The sequence below is a fragment of the Streptomyces sp. NPDC032472 genome (assembly GCF_040636955.1).
Taxonomy (GTDB): domain Bacteria; phylum Actinomycetota; class Actinomycetes; order Streptomycetales; family Streptomycetaceae; genus Streptomyces.
On sequence record NZ_JBEZVK010000027.1, the window covers coordinates 1 to 17,357 of the forward strand.

20 protein-coding genes and 1 tRNA gene are annotated in these 17,357 nt (G+C 73.7%); 9 read left to right on the forward strand and 12 right to left on the reverse strand.

The window, feature by feature from the left end; all coding sequences use genetic code 11:
• Positions 1 to 1,088, forward strand: a 1,088-nt coding sequence (gene glmS, locus AB0F11_RS19725; RefSeq protein ID WP_362175105.1) for a glutamine--fructose-6-phosphate transaminase (isomerizing), incomplete at its 5' end; no start/stop codon positions are given.
• A 128-nt stretch (positions 1,089 to 1,216) separates the two neighbouring features.
• Here the strand turns inward: glmS and AB0F11_RS19730 are convergent.
• Together AB0F11_RS19730 and AB0F11_RS19735 are read right to left on the reverse strand one after the other, a co-directional pair.
• Positions 1,217 to 1,786 (reverse strand): GPR1/FUN34/YaaH family transporter, encoded by a 570-nt coding sequence (locus tag AB0F11_RS19730; RefSeq protein WP_362175108.1) that lies wholly within the window; start codon positions 1,784 to 1,786, stop codon positions 1,217 to 1,219.
• Between the two features lie 99 nt (positions 1,787 to 1,885).
• The gene (locus tag AB0F11_RS19735; RefSeq protein WP_362175111.1) at positions 1,886 to 2,416 is read right to left on the reverse strand and encodes a universal stress protein; all 531 of its coding nucleotides are present in this window, start codon (positions 2,414 to 2,416) and stop codon (positions 1,886 to 1,888) included.
• 341 nt (positions 2,417 to 2,757) lie between these two features.
• Between AB0F11_RS19735 and AB0F11_RS19740 the strand changes: the two genes are divergently transcribed.
• The 4 genes from AB0F11_RS19740 to AB0F11_RS19755 all read left to right on the forward strand — a co-directional run bounded on the left by AB0F11_RS19740 (position 2,758) and on the right by AB0F11_RS19755 (position 5,663).
• Positions 2,758 to 3,219, forward strand: a complete 462-nt coding sequence (locus AB0F11_RS19740) for a hypothetical protein (protein WP_362175114.1) — start codon at positions 2,758 to 2,760, stop codon at positions 3,217 to 3,219.
• Between the two features lie 373 nt (positions 3,220 to 3,592).
• Positions 3,593 to 4,765 (forward strand): helix-turn-helix domain-containing protein, encoded by a 1,173-nt coding sequence (locus AB0F11_RS19745; RefSeq protein WP_362175117.1) that lies wholly within the window; start codon positions 3,593 to 3,595, stop codon positions 4,763 to 4,765.
• A gap of 117 nt (positions 4,766 to 4,882) precedes the next feature.
• A complete protein-coding gene (orn, locus tag AB0F11_RS19750) occupies positions 4,883 to 5,485 on the forward strand; it encodes an oligoribonuclease (protein WP_362175120.1) in 603 nt (200 codons plus the stop codon).
• A 105-nt stretch (positions 5,486 to 5,590) separates the two neighbouring features.
• Positions 5,591 to 5,663: transfer RNA gene (locus tag AB0F11_RS19755), tRNA-His, on the forward strand.
• A 161-nt stretch (positions 5,664 to 5,824) separates the two neighbouring features.
• On the opposite strand, the gene AB0F11_RS19760 is transcribed toward AB0F11_RS19755, so the two are convergent.
• The gene (locus tag AB0F11_RS19760; RefSeq protein WP_362175123.1) at positions 5,825 to 6,655 is read right to left on the reverse strand and encodes an NAD(P)H-binding protein; all 831 of its coding nucleotides are present in this window, start codon (positions 6,653 to 6,655) and stop codon (positions 5,825 to 5,827) included.
• Positions 6,656 to 6,843: 188 nt separating this feature from the next.
• On the opposite strand from AB0F11_RS19760, the gene AB0F11_RS19765 reads away from it, so the two are divergent.
• Together AB0F11_RS19765 and AB0F11_RS19770 are read left to right on the forward strand one after the other, a co-directional pair.
• Positions 6,844 to 7,338, forward strand: a complete 495-nt coding sequence (locus AB0F11_RS19765) for a MarR family transcriptional regulator (RefSeq protein WP_362175125.1) — start codon at positions 6,844 to 6,846, stop codon at positions 7,336 to 7,338.
• A gap of 99 nt (positions 7,339 to 7,437) precedes the next feature.
• Positions 7,438 to 8,715: an MFS transporter gene (locus AB0F11_RS19770; RefSeq protein ID WP_362175128.1), complete on the forward strand. Its 1,278-nt coding sequence runs from the start codon at positions 7,438 to 7,440 to the stop codon at positions 8,713 to 8,715.
• Here AB0F11_RS19770 and AB0F11_RS19775 read toward each other — a convergent pair.
• From AB0F11_RS19775 to AB0F11_RS19800, 6 genes are all read right to left on the reverse strand, one after another.
• A complete protein-coding gene (locus tag AB0F11_RS19775; RefSeq protein WP_362175131.1) occupies positions 8,651 to 8,950 on the reverse strand; it encodes a hypothetical protein in 300 nt (99 codons plus the stop codon). The two genes, AB0F11_RS19770 and AB0F11_RS19775, sit on opposite strands and share 65 nt — an antisense overlap.
• 73 nt (positions 8,951 to 9,023) lie before the next feature.
• Positions 9,024 to 9,686, reverse strand: a complete 663-nt coding sequence (locus AB0F11_RS19780) for an NAD(P)-binding domain-containing protein (RefSeq protein WP_362175134.1) — start codon at positions 9,684 to 9,686, stop codon at positions 9,024 to 9,026.
• Between the two features lie 92 nt (positions 9,687 to 9,778).
• Positions 9,779 to 10,426, reverse strand: coding sequence for a disulfide bond formation protein B (locus AB0F11_RS19785; RefSeq protein ID WP_362175137.1), 648 nt, complete (start codon positions 10,424 to 10,426; stop codon positions 9,779 to 9,781).
• Between the two features lie 11 nt (positions 10,427 to 10,437).
• Entirely contained in the window at positions 10,438 to 10,602 is a 165-nt protein-coding gene (locus tag AB0F11_RS19790) for a DUF5993 family protein (RefSeq protein ID WP_362175139.1), read from the reverse strand.
• A 154-nt stretch (positions 10,603 to 10,756) separates the two neighbouring features.
• Positions 10,757 to 12,142, reverse strand: a complete 1,386-nt coding sequence (locus AB0F11_RS19795; protein ID WP_362175142.1) for a HAMP domain-containing sensor histidine kinase — start codon at positions 12,140 to 12,142, stop codon at positions 10,757 to 10,759.
• Between the two features lie 109 nt (positions 12,143 to 12,251).
• On the reverse strand, positions 12,252 to 12,941 hold the full coding sequence (locus tag AB0F11_RS19800) for a response regulator transcription factor (RefSeq protein ID WP_362175145.1): 690 nt from the start codon (positions 12,939 to 12,941) through the stop codon (positions 12,252 to 12,254).
• A gap of 79 nt (positions 12,942 to 13,020) precedes the next feature.
• Here AB0F11_RS19800 and AB0F11_RS19805 point away from each other — a divergent pair, with 79 nt between their 5' ends.
• Positions 13,021 to 13,566, forward strand: coding sequence for a hypothetical protein (locus tag AB0F11_RS19805; protein WP_362175148.1), 546 nt, complete (start codon positions 13,021 to 13,023; stop codon positions 13,564 to 13,566).
• 18 nt (positions 13,567 to 13,584) lie between these two features.
• Here AB0F11_RS19805 and AB0F11_RS19810 read toward each other — a convergent pair whose 3' ends face one another.
• Complete coding sequence (locus AB0F11_RS19810) at positions 13,585 to 14,463, reverse strand: fused MFS/spermidine synthase (RefSeq protein WP_362175151.1); 879 nt, start codon at positions 14,461 to 14,463, stop codon at positions 13,585 to 13,587.
• Between the two features lie 79 nt (positions 14,464 to 14,542).
• A complete protein-coding gene (locus tag AB0F11_RS19815; protein WP_362175154.1) occupies positions 14,543 to 15,079 on the reverse strand; it encodes a hypothetical protein in 537 nt (178 codons plus the stop codon).
• A 275-nt stretch (positions 15,080 to 15,354) separates the two neighbouring features.
• Here AB0F11_RS19815 and AB0F11_RS19820 point away from each other — a divergent pair, with 275 nt between their 5' ends.
• On the forward strand, positions 15,355 to 16,650 hold the full coding sequence (locus AB0F11_RS19820; protein ID WP_362175157.1) for a tetratricopeptide repeat protein: 1,296 nt from the start codon (positions 15,355 to 15,357) through the stop codon (positions 16,648 to 16,650).
• A gap of 27 nt (positions 16,651 to 16,677) precedes the next feature.
• Here AB0F11_RS19820 and AB0F11_RS19825 read toward each other — a convergent pair whose 3' ends face one another.
• Positions 16,678 to 17,274, reverse strand: coding sequence for a histidine phosphatase family protein (locus AB0F11_RS19825; protein ID WP_362175160.1), 597 nt, complete (start codon positions 17,272 to 17,274; stop codon positions 16,678 to 16,680).
• Positions 17,275 to 17,357 lie beyond the last annotated feature (83 nt).

Consider the following 17,357-nt stretch of genomic DNA (forward strand, 5'->3'; position numbering starts at 1 on the left):
ACGACATGGGCGGCCACGACACCTACATGCACAAGGAGATCTCCGAGCAGCCCGACGCGGTCGACCGCGTGCTGCGCGGCCGCATCGACGACCGCTTCTCCACCGTGCACCTGGGCGGCCTGAACCTGGACCCGCGCGAGGCGCGCGCCATCCGCCGCGTGAAGATCCTGGGCTGCGGCACCTCGTACCACGCCGGCCTGATCGGCGCCTCCCTCATCGAGGGCATGGCCCGCATCCCCGCGGACGCCGAGCCGGCCTCCGAGTTCCGCTACCGCAACCCGGTCGTGGACCCCGACACCCTGTACATCGCGGTCTCCCAGTCCGGTGAGACCTACGACGTGCTGGCCGCCGTGCAGGAGCTCAAGCGGAAGGGCGCCCGCGTCCTCGGCGTCGTCAACGTGGTGGGCTCCGCCATCGCCCGCGAGGCCGACGGCGGCGTGTACGTGCACGCCGGCCCGGAGGTCTGCGTCGTCTCCACCAAGTGCTTCACCAACACGGTCGTGGCCTTCGCGCTGCTCGCCGTGCACCTCGGCCGCATCCGCGACCTGTCGGTGACCGACGGCAAGCGGATCATCGAGGGCCTGCGCCGCCTGCCCGCCCAGATCGAGGAGATCCTCAAGGGCGAAGAGGACATCAAGCAGCTGGCGGCCGAGTACGCCGACGCCAAGTCGATGATGTTCATCGGCCGGGTCCGCGGCTACCCGGTGGCCCTGGAGGCCTCCCTGAAGCTCAAGGAGATCTCCTACATCCACGCCGAGGCCTACCCGGCCTCCGAGCTCAAGCACGGTCCGCTGGCGCTGATCGAGCCGGCGATGCCGACGATCGCGATCGTCCCGGACGACGACCTGCTGGAGAAGAACCGCGCCGCGCTGGAGGAGATCAAGGCCCGCAGCGGCCGGATCCTTGCGGTCGCCCACCGCGAGCAGGAGAAGGCGGACCACACGATCATCGTTCCGAAGAACGAGGACGAGCTGGACCCGATCCTGATGGGCATCCCGCTCCAGCTGCTGGCGTACCACACGGCCCTGGCCCTGGGCCGGGACATCGACAAGCCGCGCAACCTGGCGAAGTCCGTCACCGTCGAGTAGTCGCGCCGCGCCCCACGGCGGGCGTACGCGCATGAGAACGGCCCCCGGATCCCCGGGGGCCGTTCTGGCGTTTCCGCCTCGGCTTCCGCTGCGCGTTCCGCTTCCGTTCGGCCCGCGGCGGTCCGTGCTCAGCCCGCGGCGACCGCTCCGCGGCCCGAGGCCTTGCCCAGGGCGGTCGGCCAGTGGGCCAGCGCCGCCGTGGCGCCGTACCAGGCCAGCAGGCCGGAGACCGCGGCGACCCAGCCGGCGATCTTGCCCAGGGCGCCGGTGTCGGCCAGGGTGCCGATCGCCAGCAGGAGGAGGGAGAGGGTGAGCAGGGCGTACGTGCCCTGGCCGAAGAGTCCGCTCGGCGCCGCCATGGTCAGGGTCAGCGCGAGGAGGGCGAAGAGGATCAGGAACAGGGCGGCGGCGTGCGCCGAAACCTTTCCGTCGGCCCCCGTGGCCCAGGTGAACCAGAAGGCGCCGAGGCCCGCGAACGCCGTGCCGTTGAAGCCGTTGCCGCCGCGGTACTCGAGGAGCCCGAGGAGGAAGAGGCCGAGGCCGCCGACGTAGGTCGCGAGCGACACGGAGTCGGCCGCGGACACTCCGCTGATGATGCCGGTGTGGCCGATACCGAATGCGAGAAGGGTGAGACCCAGGGCTATGTTCCCGAGGGTCGAGGTCGAGGCCGTGCTTCCCGCAGAGACACCATTGTCCACGGCGGGCTCCCTTCGATCTGCAGTTGTTTGCTGCGTCCCAGCAGCACTTATCTACCCTTTACATGGGGGTTCACAACCGCACAATCGACGCACAGCTGGTTACGGAATGACAACGACCGGTCGCTGTGCGCGCTTGGCCAGCCGTCCCGCGACCGACCCGAAGATCCGGCCGATGATCCCGTGCGTGGAGCCGACCACGATGGCGTCCGCCGAGTACTCCCGGCCGACCTCCTCCAGCTCGTGGCAGATGTCCCCGCCCCGCTCGACCAGGATCCACGGCACCTCGGACAGGTAGTCCGCACAGGCCAGTTCCAGACCCAGCACCTCGGTGCGGTGGTCGGGCACGTCCACGAAGACGGGCGGCTCGCAGCCGGCCCACACAGTCGTCGGCAGCCTGTTGGCCACGTGCACGATGATCAGGCCGGATCCGGAGCGGCGGGCCATGCCGATCGCGTAGGCCAAGGCGCGCTCGCTCGAGACGGAGCCGTCGAACCCCACCACGACCCCGTGCCGGAAGGCAGGGTCGCAGGGATGACGTGTCTGTTCCGCCGCGCGCAGGTCGCTGGACACGGGGTCGGCGACGGGCTTGCGCTTGCGGTCCGCGGGTTCGGGGGATTCGTGACCGGCCATGGATGTCTCGGCGAAGAGGTCCTCGGGGGAAGGGACAAGGCGACGGGGCGGCATTGGGCGAAAACGACGACTCAGGGTGACGGAGCTCTGTCCGGGAAGCATCTTCCCAAGCCCTTACCCACCAGGGTACGGCGACACTGCTGTCCTGCCCAGGGCTTGCCGCACTTGGAGAGTGTCCCAGGGAGCATGCCGGAGCGAGGGCGCGTTGGCAATGGCCGCTGTCCCCTACAGCCAGTGACGAAGGACCTGTTGCGCCACCCGTCCGCGACGTGACCGGGGCCCGCCGCGCACCGTTGGACCAGGCGTCCGACCGTCCAGGAAGAGCCCGCAGGGAGCACGCCGTGCCCGGCCATCCGGTTCACCCCGTCCAGCCCGCTCAGCCGACGCAGTCCGCCCCGCACGACGACCCGTACACCGACCCGAGGCCCCGTTTCACCCCCGCCTCCGCCCGCCCTTCCGTTCACCCGTCCGTGCAGTCCGCCAGGCGACCCCATGACGACCCTGCGGGTGACGTGGTGCGCTGGGCCGCCTTCAGCTGCCTGCTCGTCCCGGTGGTGCTCGTCGTGTACGGGACCTCCTTCGGCGGGGCCGCCGTCGCCACGCTGGGCCTGGTCGCCGTCACCGCGGTGTGCCGGGAGATGCTGCGCCGCTCCGAACGGGCCGCGCGCAGAGCCGTGGCCGTCCCCGCCCGGCACCGGCTCACGCCGGGCCGGCGCCGCCGGCACTCGCGCGCCCCGGGCGGCGCCGGGGGCGGCGGGCGGCGGGGCTGCCGGAGCTCCGGCGGAATCTCCCCCGGGGACTGACTGATTCGCACACCCACACCCGCATGATTTCAGCCAACTTCCCGGAAGGGTGCCGGTCTTGCCGGAACGGCCCGCCCCTCCCCCCACCACCAGCGACGACGGTGCGAGGGGGGCTCGGAGACCCTATGGGTACTGGCCACGGCCGGAGCGCGAGCTTCCCACTCCGGTAGCGGAGTGGAACGCTTCCTGATCGAATGCTTTTCGCCAAGTTGCCAAGTCGACATAGCGCTGCGTGCTGAACTTGTCACGCCGACAGCACGGGACGCAGTAGATTCGATCATGTTTTACGGCGGGGGATCCACGTGCAAGGCCGAGGGGAAACGTGCAGGTGCGACCAGACCAAGGAGTCGCGACACCCAAGGGGGGCTTAGCCATGAGCCAGGATTCCACCGCCATCGTCATGGACGCCGGCAGGAAGCTCGCGGGGCGTCGCCGCAGGGAGATCGTCGCGGTGCTGCTGTTCAGCGGCGGACCGATCTTCGAGAGCTCCATTCCACTTTCCGTGTTCGGCATCGACCGGCAGGACGCGGGAGTTCCACGCTATCGACTGCTCGTCTGCGCCGGGGAGGACGGTCCGCTGCGGACCACCGGCGGGCTCGAGCTCACGGCGCCGTACGGGCTGGAGGCGATCGCCCGCGCGGGCACGGTCGTCGTGCCCGCCTGGCGCTCGATCACATCGCCGCCGCCTCCGGAGGCGCTCGACGCGCTGCGTCTGGCGCATGAGGAGGGGGCCCGGATCGTCGGACTGTGCACGGGGGCCTTCGTCCTCGCCGCCGCCGGTCTGCTGGACGGCCGGCCCGCGACGACGCACTGGATGTACGCGCCGACGCTGGCCAAGCGGTACCCGTCCGTCCACGTCGACCCGCGCGAGCTGTTCGTCGACGACGGCGACGTGCTCACCTCCGCGGGCACCGCGGCCGGAATCGACCTGTGCCTGCACATCGTGCGCACCGACCACGGCAGCGAGGCCGCCGGGGCTCTGGCCCGCCGGCTCGTCGTCCCGCCGCGGCGCACGGGTGGCCAGGAGCGCTACCTCGACCGGTCGCTGCCGGAGGAGATCGGCGCGGACCCGCTGGCCGAGGTCGTCGCCTGGGCCCTGGAGCACCTCCACGAGCAGTTCGACGTGGAGACGCTCGCCGCCCGCGCGTACATGAGCCGGCGCACCTTCGACCGGCGCTTCCGCTCACTGACCGGCAGTGCGCCGCTGCAGTGGCTGATCACCCAGCGGGTGCTCCAGGCGCAGCGGCTGCTGGAGACCTCCGACTACTCGGTCGACGAGGTCGCCGGGCGCTGCGGCTTCCGCTCTCCGGTCGCGCTGCGCGGCCACTTCCGCCGGCAGCTGGGGTCCTCCCCGGCCGCCTACCGCTCCGCCTACCGGGCCCGTCGGCCCCAGGGCGACGGGGCGCAGGTGGCGGAGATCACGGCGGGTCCGGTGCCGCACCAGCGCACTCCGCAGCCCCAGCGGGCGGCGGCGGCCCTGGCCGCGTCCGGCCCCACGGTGACGGAGCTGTACGCCCCGAGCCGGGTGCTGCGCGAGCACGCCTGACCCGGCAGGGCACTGTCCGAAACGGAGGTCCCCCGCACCGGTCGTCACCGGTGCGGGGGACCTTTCGCCGTGAACGGGCCCGGCCGGATCGGCGCGGGGACCGCATAAGGTGGACGCATGAACGATCGCATGGTGTGGATCGACTGCGAGATGACCGGTCTCTCGCTGACGGACGACGCACTTATCGAGGTGGCCGCGCTGGTCACCGACTCGGAGCTGAACGTGCTCGGCGAGGGCGTGGACATCGTGATCCGCCCGCCGGACGCGGCCCTGGAGACCATGCCCGAGGTGGTGCGCGCCATGCACACCGCCTCCGGCCTGCTCGACGAGCTGGCCGGCGGGACCACCCTTGCGGACGCCGAGGCGCAGGTCCTGGCGTACGTGCGTGAGCATGTCAAGGAGCCCCGCAAGGCCCCGCTGTGCGGGAACTCGGTCGGCACCGACCGCGGCTTCCTGCTGCGCGACATGCCCGCGCTGGAGAGCCACCTGCACTACCGGATCGTGGACGTCTCCTCCGTCAAGGAGCTGGCGCGCCGCTGGTACCCGCGGGCGTACTTCAACAGCCCTCCGAAGAACGGCAACCACCGGGCGCTCGCGGACATCAAGGAATCCATCGCCGAGCTGCGCTACTACCGGGAGGCGGTCTTCGTACCGCAGCCCGGGCCGGACTCGGACACCGCGCGGACGATCGCCGCGAAGTACGTCCTGCCCGCCGAATAGCAGACGGCGACCCCTTCCGGAGACGGGTCGGGGAAAAGGGGGGCGCGAGCACCCTCCCGGACCCTGTACCCTTTTCTTCGGCCGGTCGGTTTCCGACCGGACATGGTGGGTGTAGCTCAGCTGGTAGAGCACCTGGTTGTGGTCCAGGTGGCCGCGGGTTCGAGTCCCGTCACTCACCCTGAAAGAGGGCCCCGTTCTGCGCAAGCGGACCGGGGCTCTCTGCGTTTCCCGTCAACCACCGCGGCTCCCGTCCGTCGACCCGGCCAACTCCCGCCTCGGCGCCCTGCGCACGACGGGGTCGCCGCCTGCCGCAGGCGGGGCGGTGCTGCTCCCGTGCGGTCAGACCTGCTCGGTGTGGAAGGCGGCTGCGTGGTCCTCGGCCCAGGTGGCGAAGGTGCGCGCGGCGTGGCCGGTGAGCTGTTCGACGGCGTCGGTGGGCTCGGTGGGGATGCCGTCGGACGCGGCCCAGTACTCCAGCAGCGCGTCGGCGTAGGGGCCGGGTATGCGGCCGTCGACCTCGGCCCTCCACTGCTCGGGGGTGACGGTCTCGTAGGGCACAGGGCGACCGAGGATGCCGGCCAGTATGGACAGTTGGGCCGCAAAGCTGAGGGACTCCGGCCCGGTGAGGGTGTACGTGCGGCCGGCGAGGGCCGGTTCGGTGAGGACGGCGAAGGCGGCCTCCGCGAGGTCGGCCTCGTGGACCGGGTCGGTGTGGGCCTGCGGGTACGGCAGGCGGACCGGTCGGCCGGCCTTCAGCGACCGGGCCCAGCCGAGGGCGTTGCTCGCGAAGGCCCCGGGACGCAGCACGGTGGTGCGCAGCGGGGAGGCCAGCAGGGCTTCCTCCACGGTGAGGTGGGCGGCGGCCAGCGGGCTGTCGGCTGCGTCGGGGGCGAGCACCGAGGAGGAGGACAGGAGCACGACGTGCTCGACTCCGGCGGTGGCCGCCTCCTTGACGAAGGCGTCGATGCCGGCGGCCTCGGCGTAGAGGAAGACGGAGCGGGCTCCGGCCAGGGCGTCGGGGAAGGTCGCCGGATCGGAGAGGTCGCAGCGGGCGGTGCCGGGCCCGTCCGGCTCGCGGGATCCGAGGCGGTGCGCGATGCCGCTCGCGCCCAGGAGCGAGGCGAGGCCGCGGGCGACGGCGCCGCGGGCGCCGGTGACGAGGATCGACATGGCAGGTCCTTTCTCTGCTGCGGCATTTTCTGATGCCGCGGTCTCTGATGTCGCGGTCTCTGATGCCGTGTTCTCTGATGCCGTGTTCTCTGATGCGCTGTGCAGCGCGCTAGCATGATTACGCGATACAGATGGTGTGCGACGCATTCTCTGCGTCACGCACTCAAATCTCAGGCATGGAGAGGCCGATGTCAACCGATTCCCCCCGTTCGGGTGAGGACTGGAGCCGCGCCGAGCTGCTCGCGCACGTCGTCACCGAGAGCCAGCGGCACTACGCCGGCTATTCGATCTTCAACCAGGCCATGGCCGACCACGTCGGCCTGCACCCCACCGACATGCAGTGCGTGGCCCTCCTCGACATGGAGCCCGGCCCGGTCAGCACCGGCGAGGTCGCCCGTCTCACCGGCCTGACCTCCGGTTCCGCCACCCGCCTCGTCGACCGCCTCGTCAAGGCCGGCATCGTCGAGCGGCACGCCGACCCCCACGACCGCCGCCGCTCCCTCGTCGCCCTGGCCCCCGAGGCCCGCAGCCGGATCGGCGAGGCCTGGGAGACCCCGGGCCGGGCCTTCGGCGCCGTCCTGGACCGCTACTCGGACGCCGAACTCGCCGTCATCGCCGACTTCCTCCACCGCGCCGCCGAGGTCGGCCGGGCCCAGGCCCAGCGGCTCGCCTCCGGCGGCTGAGGGCTTCCGAAGCGGGCGTTCCACGACTACCGTCCCGGCCGAAGGGCAACGGAGCGCGCCGGAGACACGGGTGGGTCGGCGTGCGGATGGAGGTTGTCCGTGTCCGCACCCGCCCCCGGCGGCTTCCGCGGAGTGCTCGCACTCGCCGGAACCGCCCTGCCCGTCCACGCGTTCCTCGCGCGGCTGCCCGCCGCACTGTGCCCCATCGGGACCCTGCTGCTGATCAACGAGCGCGACGGCATCGGCGACGCTGGCGCCGTCACGGCCGCCCTCTGGCTCGGCCAGGCCGTCGGCGGCCCGGTCATCGGCCGCCTCGCCGACCGCCGCGGCCACCGCCCGGTGCTGCTCGCCGCCTGCGCCGCGAACGCCGCCGCCCTCGCCGCCCTGGTCGCGGCCGTCCTCGCCGGCCTGCCCCTGCCGGCCCGCCTCGCGCTCGCCGTCGCCGCCGGGCTCACCGTCCCGCAGGTCGGCCCGCTGGCCAGGGTCCGCTGGGCGCGGCTGGCCGCCGGCGACAAGGCGCTCGTCGATGCCGCCCTGTCCTTCGACACCACCCTCGACGAGGCCTCGTTCATGATCGGCCCGGCCCTCGCCGGGATCCTCGCGGTGACCGTGCACCCGGCCTCCGCGCTGTTGCTCGCCGCGGCCCTGATCCTGGTCTTCGGCTCGCTGTTCGCGCTCCACCCCACCGCCCCACCCGGCGCGGCCGCCGCCCCCGCTCCGTCCTCCGGCGTGCAGGCCCCCGTACGGCTGTGGTCGCCGGCCCTGGCCCTGCTCTTCGCGATGGCCGTGCTGCAAGGGGCCGCCTGGAGCGGTGCCAACACCGGCGTCAACGCCCTCGCCGAGACCCGCGGCGCGCCCGGCGCGGCCGGGCTGGTGTGGGCCGCCATGGCGGTGACCAGCTCGGCCGCCGGCTTCGTCACGGTCGCCCGCCCCGGCTCCGCGGACCCGGCGGTCCGCCTGCGCCGGACCATCACCGCCCAGGCCCTGCTCACGCTGCCGCTGCTCGCCGTGTCGGGGCTGGTCGGTGCGGCGTTCGCGGTCGGCGGGATCGGGCTGGCCGTGGCCCCGCACCTGATCGCGCTGTTCGCCCTGGTCGAGCGGGCTGCCCCGGCCGAGCGGCTCGGCGAGGCCATGACCGTCCTGGGCAGCGGCCTGATCGTCGGTCAGGGGCTCGCCGCGGCGGCCGCCGGCCCGCTGGCGCAGGCGTACGGCCACCGGGCCGCGTTCGCCGTGGCCTGCGCGGCTGCGGCCGCCTCCGCGCTGCTCGCGTGGGCGGCCGCCGTACGGGGGCGGGGCCGGAGGCCTGAGCCGCTCAGCGCTGCGCCGCCGCGGCCTTCAGGCCCTGCTCCAGGCCTTCCCTGTCCATCACCGGAGTGATCTCGATCTCCGCGTTGAACTGCCGGTACAGGTCGTCCAGCAGCGCCGGCATCTGCGCGCTGTCCTGCATGTCGAAGACCATCCACCAGGTCCGCACGCCTGCATTGGGGCCGAAGTACGCAGCCTCCGGCCGGACGGTGTCCATGAGCTTCTTCAGGGCCGCCGGCAGAGCCCCGCTCCGGACTCCCTCGTTGGCCGCCATCGTGTCCAGGTGGGCCCGGAGCATGACTCTCATGCCTGACTCCTTCCGTCAGGCCCACCCTCGGTACGGACGCCGGGCCCGGCAACATCTCGGCGTCCGTCCGGGCTCAGGCCCCCTGGATGTGGAAGTTGAAGTCGGTGTGCCCCAGGGAGCCCATCAGTCGCAGCCATACCGGCAGCAGCATCTCGGTGCCGCGGGCGGTCTCGATGCCGCCGAGGTCCAGCACGCTCGCCTCGGGCCAGCCGAAGGAGTACAGCAGCTCGCGCACGGACTTCTTGGCGGCGGCGTCCTCCCCGGACAGGAACACGCTGTGCTCCCCCGCCACCCGCGCCGGGTCGACCATGACCTTGCACTGCATCGTGTTCAGCGTCTTGACGACCCGCAGCCCGGGGAAGGTCCGCTGGATCAGCTCGCCCAGGCTGTCGTCGTTGACCGGGTCGAGGGCGGGCGGGAAGCCGCGGGAGAAGTCCAGCGGGTTCGCGATGTCGATCAGGACCTTGCCGTCCAGGTGGGCGGCGTCGGCCTCCGTCAGGGCCTCGATGCTGACCCGCCCGGCCGTGGCGTTGACGAGGGTCTCGCCGTGCCGGGCGGCCTCCGCGAAGCCGGCCAGCCCGATCCCGGGGTGGGCCGCCTGCCATTCGGCGTAATCGGTACGGGCGGCGGTGGCCTCCGGGTCCCGGGTGCCGACGACCACCTCGTGGCCGAGGGAGGAGAGGCGGTCGGCCACCGTACGGCCGACCATCCCGGTGCCGAGGACTGCGTAGCGCATGACCAGTTCCGTTCCGTCGCAGGGCAGGGGAGGGATCGATGGACCCACCGGTCAACGATCCACGCCCCTGTACGGTATGCCGCCCGCTCCCGCTACCGGCCCAAAATCCCGACGTCGTGGAAGAATTGGTAACGTCGCGGGTCGTCCGGCAGGAACCAGTGGAAGCCCTCCTCCAGGAAGACGGCCACCACGTTCGCGGCGATGACCAGGCCGAGGAACCACAGCACGGCCAGGCCCGCCGTCCGGTAGGGCCCCGGCCCGATCGCCGGGACCGTCCGGCCCGCCGTGTTGTGCGCGAAGGCCAGCACGATGCCGATCGCGAGGACCGACGCCTGGAAGAGGATCCACGCCCACACGTACAGGTGGAGGCCGAACACCTCGCTGCCGTAGCCCTTGTCGCCCGGCAGGACGTGCAGCATCGTCTGCCGCCACGACGCGAACGACCCGGCGACCACCGCGACCAGGGCCAGCCCCCAGCCGGTCATGTACGCACGGCCCGGCACCGCCCCGTCCGAGAGGGCCGTACGGATGATGTACGCGGCCCCCGTCGCGGCCAGCAGCATGAACATCCGCTGCACGATGCAGAGCGGGCACGGGTACTCCCACAGCCCGAACTGGTAGAAGAGGCCGCCGCAGACGACGGCCGTCCAGCCGGCGGCGAAGAAACAGGCGAACCAGTACTGGAGCCGGCCCGGCAGGCCGCCCTCCAGCTGGGTCTCCGAGATGAGACTGCTGTGCACGGTGGCCATGGTCAGTAGCTCAGGGTCAGGGCGAGGCTGCTGGTGATGTGGTGCGCCATCAGCAGGACCACCGCGATCAGCAGGACCCACCAGGCGCCGAGGACGACGGTCCGCGACGACTCCCGGCACAGGGCGATCAGCGTGGCGAGCATGCCGCCGAAGATGAGGGTGTCCATGCCGCGGACCGTACCGACGCACGCCGCCGCACCCCGCGAGGCGCGCCCCCGGCCGCGCCGCGGTTACGTCGGTTGCCCGTCAGCCGGCACCGCACGCGCGCCCCGCGCCCGACCGCCGCAGGCGCCGCAGACGCCGCAGACGCCGCAGCGGTGCTCAGCCGCCGCGCCGCTTGCGCCGGCCGCGGCGCTCCCGGCCGCGGCGCGCCCCGCCCCGGGCCCGGCCGTCCAGGGCGATCCACAGCCTGACCTCGGTACCGCCGAGCACCGAGCGCCCGATCCGCAGGTCCCCGCCCGTCCCCTCCGCGACCCGGCGCACGATGTCCAGCCCGAGGCCCGTCGAGCCGTCGCGGGCGCCGTCGTTGCCGCGGCGCAGGGCGGCGTCGGGGTCGTCGATGCCGGGGCCGCCGTCCGAGACGAGGACGATGACGGCGTCCCCCGCGTCGTGGACGTCCACCGCGAACGGCGTGCCCTCCGGGGTGTGCCGGAAGACGTTGCCGAGCAGCGCGTCGAGCGCGGCCGCGAGCTCCGGCCGGGCGACCGGGATCCGTACGGTGCGGTCCACGCCCGCGAGCCGCACCTCGCGGCCCTCGTCCTCGGCCAGCGCCGACCAGAACGCCATCCGGTCGCGGATCACCTCCGAGGCGTCGCAGCCGGCCCCCGCGCCCGGGCCGCCGGCCCCGGGGGCGCGCTGTTCCCGGGCCGTGCGGATGATCGTGTCGACCTCCCGCTCCAGCTGTTCGACCGCCGCCCGGGTCTGCTCGGCCGCCGGGCCGTCCCCGAGCGAGGCCGTGTTGAGCCGCAGCACCGTCAGCGGCGTCCGCAGCCGGTGCGACAGGTCGGCGGCCAGCTCCCGCTCGTTGGCGAGGAGTTCCACGACCTGGTCCGCCATGGAGTTGAACGCGACGGCAGCCGAGCGGAGTTCCTTCGGCCCGCCCTCGGGTACGCGCGCCCCGAGCCGCCCCTCGCCCAGCTGGTGGGCGGCCTCGGCGAGCCGCTCGGCCGGCTGCACCAGGCGGGCGCCCAGCCGGTCCGCAACGGCCACCGAGCCGACGACGAGCGCCAGCCCGACGCCCGCCAGGACCACCCAGGCGGTCCCGACGCCGTTGCTGACCTCGCTCTCCGGGACGTAGATCTCCACGACGGCGATGTCGCCCGAGCTCAGCGCGGTCGGCTGGAGCAGCGCCGAACCGCCGCGCGCGAGCGGCACGATCATCGCCCGCCCCTGCCTGCGGGTCTCCTCCACGGCGTCGGGCCCGGCCCAGCCCGCGCCGATCTCCACGGCCGTCGCGCCGCCGATCGGGGGCACGTGGACGGACATCCGCTGGGCGGCACCCATCTGCGTGGACTCCACCGCCTTGCGCAGCTGGCCCGGATCGGTGGTGATGGACAGGGTCGGCCCGATGGTGGCGGCCTGCCGCTCGGCGTTGGAGAAGGCCCGGTCGCGGGCCATCTCCTTGACGACCAGCCCGAGCGGGACGGCGAAGGCCACCACGACCATGGCCGTGACGGCCAGGCACACCTTCACGAGGGCCCATCTCATGCCTGTCGGCTCGCTCCGCCGCGGCAGCGGCTGATGTCACGGCCGCCCACGCGGCCCAAGGGTGCGGCCATCGTGGTCGTCTGCGGCCCGGCGGCCGCGCGTGCGCCGCTCACGAGGGCGGCTCCAGCTTCACCCCGACCCCCCGCAGCGTGTGCAGGTAGCGCGGGTTGGCGGCGGTCTCGCCGAGCTTGCGGCGCAGCCAGGACAGGTGCACGTCGATGGTCTGGTCGTCCCCGTACGACTGCTGCCAGACCTCGGCGAGCAGCTCGCGCCGGGCGACGACCACCCCGGGCCGCCCGGCGAGGAAGGCCAGCAGGTCGAACTCGCGCCGGGTCAGGTCCAGGGCGGCCCCGTCCAGCTCGGCCTGCCGGCGCAGCGGGTCGATGGCCAGGCCGCCCACCCGCAGGACGCCCGAGGGCGCCTCGGACCCGGTGGCGGCCCGCGCGCGGCGCAGGACGGCGGCCATCCGGGCGGAGAGGTGTTCGACGGAGAACGGTTTCGTCAGGTAGTCGTCGGCGCCCGCGTTGAGCAGGCGGACGATCTCCGCCTCGTCGTCCCGCGCCGTGGCGATGATCACCGGTACGTCGGTGATGCCGCGCAGCATCTTCAGCGCCTCCGACCCGTCGAGGTCGGGCAGCCCGAGGTCGAGGATGACCACGTCGAAGCGGTGGTGGGCGACCTCGCGCAGCGCCTCCAGGGCCGTGCCGACGCTGCGCACGGTGTGCGAGGCGTCGGTCAGGTGCCGGATCAGAGCGGAACGTACGAACTGGTCGTCCTCGACCACGAGCACACTTGCCATGGCCCGCACCGTAGTCCATTCGGGCGACCCGGCGGGGTGTCGGTCCACCTCCGGGGCGGGTGGTGCAGTATGTGCGCTGATGCACCGAGGACTTGTACATGCTTTCGCCTGGACGCTGGCGACCGGCGCGGCCGTGACGCTGTCGTGGTGGGGCGTGCACACGGTCATGTCCGGAACGGCCTACGATCCGCCGCTGGCGGTCCCGCTGGCCACGAAGCCGCTGTCCTCCTCGACGCAGCGCCCCGCCGAACCGGAATCCCCGTCCCCCTCGGCCTCGCCCTCCGCGTCCGCGTCCTCCGCGGCGCCGCCGTCGCCGGGGCCGAGCCCCGCCAAGTCCTCGCCGAAGCCGCCCGCGACCGACCTGCACCCGTCCGGGCAGCAGGCGTACGGCGGCGGGAGCGGCGGCACCGTGAAGGCCTACACGGTCACCGGCGGCCGGGTCGTCTTCGACCTCGGCGCCTCCTCCGCGGAGCTGGTCTCGGCGACGCCGGACTCGGGCTGGCAGATGCAGGTGTGGAAGCAGCCGTACTGGATCCGGGTCACCTTCACCAAGGCGGACAAGGAGATGTCCGTCTTCTGCACCTGGAACGGCCACCCGCCGCTGGTGGAGACGTACGAGAACTGATGGCCTGTCCGGCCCCGCTCAGTGGAACACCGACGGCGGCGGCTGCGGCGAGGCCACCGCCGAGGCGTCCGCGACGGGGGCCGCGCCGCCCGCGAAGTCGGTCAGGGCGCGGCCGTGCTCGACCCGGCCCGGGTGCGGGTCGCTCGCGACGCGGCGGGTGAACTCGGCGACGGGCAGCTCCCGGTCGGCGGCCACCAGCACCGCGTTGCCGAACCGTTTCCCCCGCCACACCACCGGGTCGGCGGCCAGCGCCAGGTGCGCGAAGCGGGCCGCGGCCGTCGCGATCTGCCCGCGCAGGTGCGCCAGCGGCGGCCCGTCCGCGAGGTTGGCCACGTACCAGCCGCCGGGCGCCAGGGCCCGCCGTACGTCGTCCAGGAACTCGGTGCTGGTCAGGTGTGCCGGGGTGCGCGCGCCGCTGAACACGTCGGCGATCACCAGGTCCGCCCAGCCGTCCGGGACCTTCGCCAGCCCGGCCCGCGCGTCCAGCGTCCGCACCCGGATCCGGGCCTGCGGGTCCAGCGGCAGGTGCTCGCGTACGAAGGCCACCAGGGCGGCGTCGACCTCCACCACCTGCTGGGTGGAGCGGGGGCGGGCGGCGGCCGTGTAGCGGGCGAGGGTGAAGGCGCCGCCGCCCAGGTGCACCACGTTCAGGGGCTGCCGCGCCGGTGCGGCGAGGTCGATGAGGTGGCCGATCCGGCGCTGGTAGGCGAAGTCCAGGTGTCCGGGGTCGCCGAGGTCCACGTGCGACTGGGGCGCCCCGTCGATCAGCAGCGTCCAGCCGCCCGCGCGTTCCCGGTCGGGCGCCAGCTCCGCCCGGCCGCCGTCCACCTGCCCGGAGACCGCCTCGGAAGCCGCGCGCCCGCGCTGTCTGCCGCCCCTGCCCTTGCCTGCTGCCACCGGACCATTGTCCCCGGCCGCGGCGGGCACGGAGGACAGCCGCCGGCGGGAGGGGCCGGCCGGGGACGCGCGCCGGGCGTCAGCGGCAGTTGTCGGCGGCCTCGATCAGGCGGGCCGCCTCGCCGAGCGCGGCGCGCAGCACCTCGGGGTCGGTGACCGGGCCGACGGCCTCCGGCGGCAGCAGCCAGCCGCCGGCCCCGGAGGCGGGGGAGACGTCCCCGAACCGCATCCCGCGCCCGTTGGTCTGCGTACAGGCACTGCCGGGCAGGTCCCAGGCGTCGGCGGTGCCGGGCGGGACGAGGAAGCCGAGGGTGTCGCCGGACCCGTCGTGCAGGACCGGGCCGACCCCGCCGGCCTGGCTCGCGGCGCGGCGGATGATGTCCACGGCCTCCAGCCCCTGCCGTGTGGGCACGGTGACCAGGTCCGGGGCGTCGGCCCCGATGACGGGCCCGGCGGCGACGGCCGGGATGCCCGGGATGCCCGGGACGGGGACGCCCGGGACCACCGGGACGCCGGGGACGCCCGGGACCACCGCCGGGGCGCCGGGGACGGCGGGGACGGGGGCGTGGGCTGCTGCGCCCTGCGCGGTCGCGGTGTTCATTCCAGTGCTCTCCATACCGGCCTCCACCACCAGAACCCCTCCTCGCTCGCCGTACGCGTGGGGTGGGAGTCACCTCCCACTCCTCATGGGTTCAACGCGGGCCGGCGTCAACCGGTACGGCGGCAAGACGCCGCAAAGGATGGCAGTTCATGGCGGATCGCGGGTGAGATATCCGTTTTGTAGCCAAACGCCACATCAAGAGCCCTGCGCTGGCGGTACTTTCATGCGCGCCGGGCCCAGCTCCACGTCACAGTACCGGCGGTGCGTTCCTTGCCAGAGAGGCCACGTCCATGGCGGCGTTCCCGCACTCACCCAACCTGACGTTCCGGCGGCTGCGCGGACAGCACTCCCCGGCCGAGTTCGCGGCCATGGTGCGCCGGTCGGCACGGGAGATCGGAGAAACGGTTTCCTGCGACGCGCGCTACATCGGCCGGGTCGAGTCGGGCGAGATCCGCTGCCCCAACTACGCCTACGAGCGGGTCTTCCTGCACATGTTCCCCGGCCGGACCCTGGCCGACCTGGGCTTCCACCCGCGCGAGGCCGTCCGCGGCCGCCTGGCGCAGCAGCGCACCCCCCACACCCACAAGGAGAGCGACGTGCAGCGTCGCGCGTTCATGGCGGGCGGCTCCGCGACCGTGGCGGCCGCGACGTTCGGCCTCACCCTGCTCGGCGACACCCGCCGCGCGCCCTCGCGCGCCGGGGAGGCCGAGGCCGCCGCGGTCGAGGACGCCGTACGGCAGATCCGGCTGCTGGACGACCGGCACGGCGCCGACGCGCTCTACCGCCGGGCCTCGGAGCCGCTGCGCGCCGCGTACGCACTGCTGGACGCGGGGGCGACCCGGCAGTCCACCGAGGACCGGCTGCACGCGGGCGCCGGCGAACTGGCCCTCTCGGTGGGCTGGCTGGCCCACGACTCGGGCCGGTTCGACGACGCCCGCTCGCACTACGCCGAGGCGCTGGCCACGGCCCGCGTCTCGGGGGACGCGGGCCTGGAGGCGCACGCCTTCAGCAACATCGCCTTCCTGGCCCGGGACACCGGCCGGCCGCGCGAGTCGGTACGGGCGGCCCAGGCGGGGCGCCGCGCCGCCCGCTCCCTCGGCTCGCCGCGGCTGCTGTCGCTGCTGGCCCTGCGCGAGGCGGGCGGCTGGGCGGGGCTGGCCGACCGCAGGTCCTGCGAGGACGCGCTGAACCGGGCGCACACCGAGTTCGCCCGCGGCGCGGCGGAGGCGGACCCGGAGTGGATGTCCTTCTTCGGCGAGGCCGAGCTGGAGTCGCTGGAGTCGCACTGCTGGGGCACGCTCGGCGAGCACGCCCGCGCGGCCCGGCACGCCCGCCGCGCAGCGGACCTGCAGAACCCGCACTTCGCCCGGAACGTGGCCCTCTACACCGCCGAGCTGGCCGGGGACCTGGCCCGCGCCGGGGCACCCGACGAGGCCGCCTGGGCGGGCGGCCGGGTCCTGGACCTGCTCGCCGACGTGCAGTCGACGCGGATCCGCTCGCTGCTCTCCGGGACGGCCACGGCCCTGGTCCCCCACCAGCGCAGCCCGCGGGTGGCGGCGTTCCTGCAGCGCCACGCCACGGCCTGACCGGCAGGCGCCGGTCTCGCCAGTGCCCTACGGCTCCAGGTGCCCGGTGTCGTTCCAGCGCTCCAGCGCGGGCGCCCCGTACGCCCAGCCCAGCACCGACAGCGAGGTCGGCTCCAGGCGGATGCGCGCGCCGAAGGAGGCGTCGAAGCCGAGCCAGCGGGCGGCCAGGGTGCGCAGGATGTGCCCGTGGGCGAAGACCAGGACGTCGCGCTCCGCCGAGCGGGCCCAGGCGACCACCTCGTCGGCGCGGGCCGCGACGTCGGCGACGGACTCGCCGCCGGGGACCCCGTCGCGCCAGATCAGCCAGCCGGGGCGGACGGCCTGGATCTCGGCCGGGGTCATGCCCTCGTAGTCGCCGTAGTCCCACTCCATCAGCGTGTCCCACGGCTCCGCGCGGGCGCCGAAGCCCGCGAGGTCGCAGCTCTCGCTCGCGCGGACCAGCGGGCTGGTGCGGACCTCCACGCCGGGCAGGGCGCCCCACGGCTCCTGGGCCAGCCGCTCGCCGAGCAGCTTCGCGCCCCGCCGGCCCTCCTCCAGCAGGGGCACGTCCGTGCGTCCGGTGTGCTTGCCGAGCCGGGACCATGCGGTCTGGCCGTGCCGGGCCAGGAGGATGCGGGGGGCCATCGGTGATTTCTCCCGGTCCAGAGGGGTTCGCGCCCCTTCGGGCACTTCTATCGTCCGACCATCATCCATCACATGAACATCAG

Excerpts from the sequence above, each read along its gene's own strand:
- orn (WP_362175120.1), top strand. The coding sequence starts at position 4,883 with ATGAACGATCGCATGGTGTGGATCGACTGCGAGATGACCGGTCTCTCG.
- AB0F11_RS19820 (WP_362175157.1), top strand. The coding sequence starts at position 15,355 with ATGGCGGCGTTCCCGCACTCACCCAACCTGACGTTCCGGCGGCTGCGC.
- AB0F11_RS19805 (WP_362175148.1), top strand. The coding sequence starts at position 13,021 with ATGCACCGAGGACTTGTACATGCTTTCGCCTGGACGCTGGCGACCGGC.
- AB0F11_RS19795 (WP_362175142.1), bottom strand. The coding sequence starts at position 12,142 with ATGAGATGGGCCCTCGTGAAGGTGTGCCTGGCCGTCACGGCCATGGTC.
- AB0F11_RS19735 (WP_362175111.1), bottom strand. The coding sequence starts at position 2,416 with ATGGCCGGTCACGAATCCCCCGAACCCGCGGACCGCAAGCGCAAGCCC.
- AB0F11_RS19790 (WP_362175139.1), bottom strand. The coding sequence starts at position 10,602 with ATGGACACCCTCATCTTCGGCGGCATGCTCGCCACGCTGATCGCCCTG.
- AB0F11_RS19745 (WP_362175117.1), top strand. The coding sequence starts at position 3,593 with ATGAGCCAGGATTCCACCGCCATCGTCATGGACGCCGGCAGGAAGCTC.
- AB0F11_RS19800 (WP_362175145.1), bottom strand. The coding sequence starts at position 12,941 with ATGGCAAGTGTGCTCGTGGTCGAGGACGACCAGTTCGTACGTTCCGCT.
- AB0F11_RS19775 (WP_362175131.1), bottom strand. The coding sequence starts at position 8,950 with ATGAGAGTCATGCTCCGGGCCCACCTGGACACGATGGCGGCCAACGAG.
- AB0F11_RS19825 (WP_362175160.1), bottom strand. The coding sequence starts at position 17,274 with ATGGCCCCCCGCATCCTCCTGGCCCGGCACGGCCAGACCGCATGGTCC.
- AB0F11_RS19815 (WP_362175154.1), bottom strand. The coding sequence starts at position 15,079 with ATGGAGAGCACTGGAATGAACACCGCGACCGCGCAGGGCGCAGCAGCC.
- AB0F11_RS19760 (WP_362175123.1), bottom strand. The coding sequence starts at position 6,655 with ATGTCGATCCTCGTCACCGGCGCCCGCGGCGCCGTCGCCCGCGGCCTC.
- AB0F11_RS19765 (WP_362175125.1), top strand. The coding sequence starts at position 6,844 with ATGTCAACCGATTCCCCCCGTTCGGGTGAGGACTGGAGCCGCGCCGAG.
- AB0F11_RS19780 (WP_362175134.1), bottom strand. The coding sequence starts at position 9,686 with ATGCGCTACGCAGTCCTCGGCACCGGGATGGTCGGCCGTACGGTGGCC.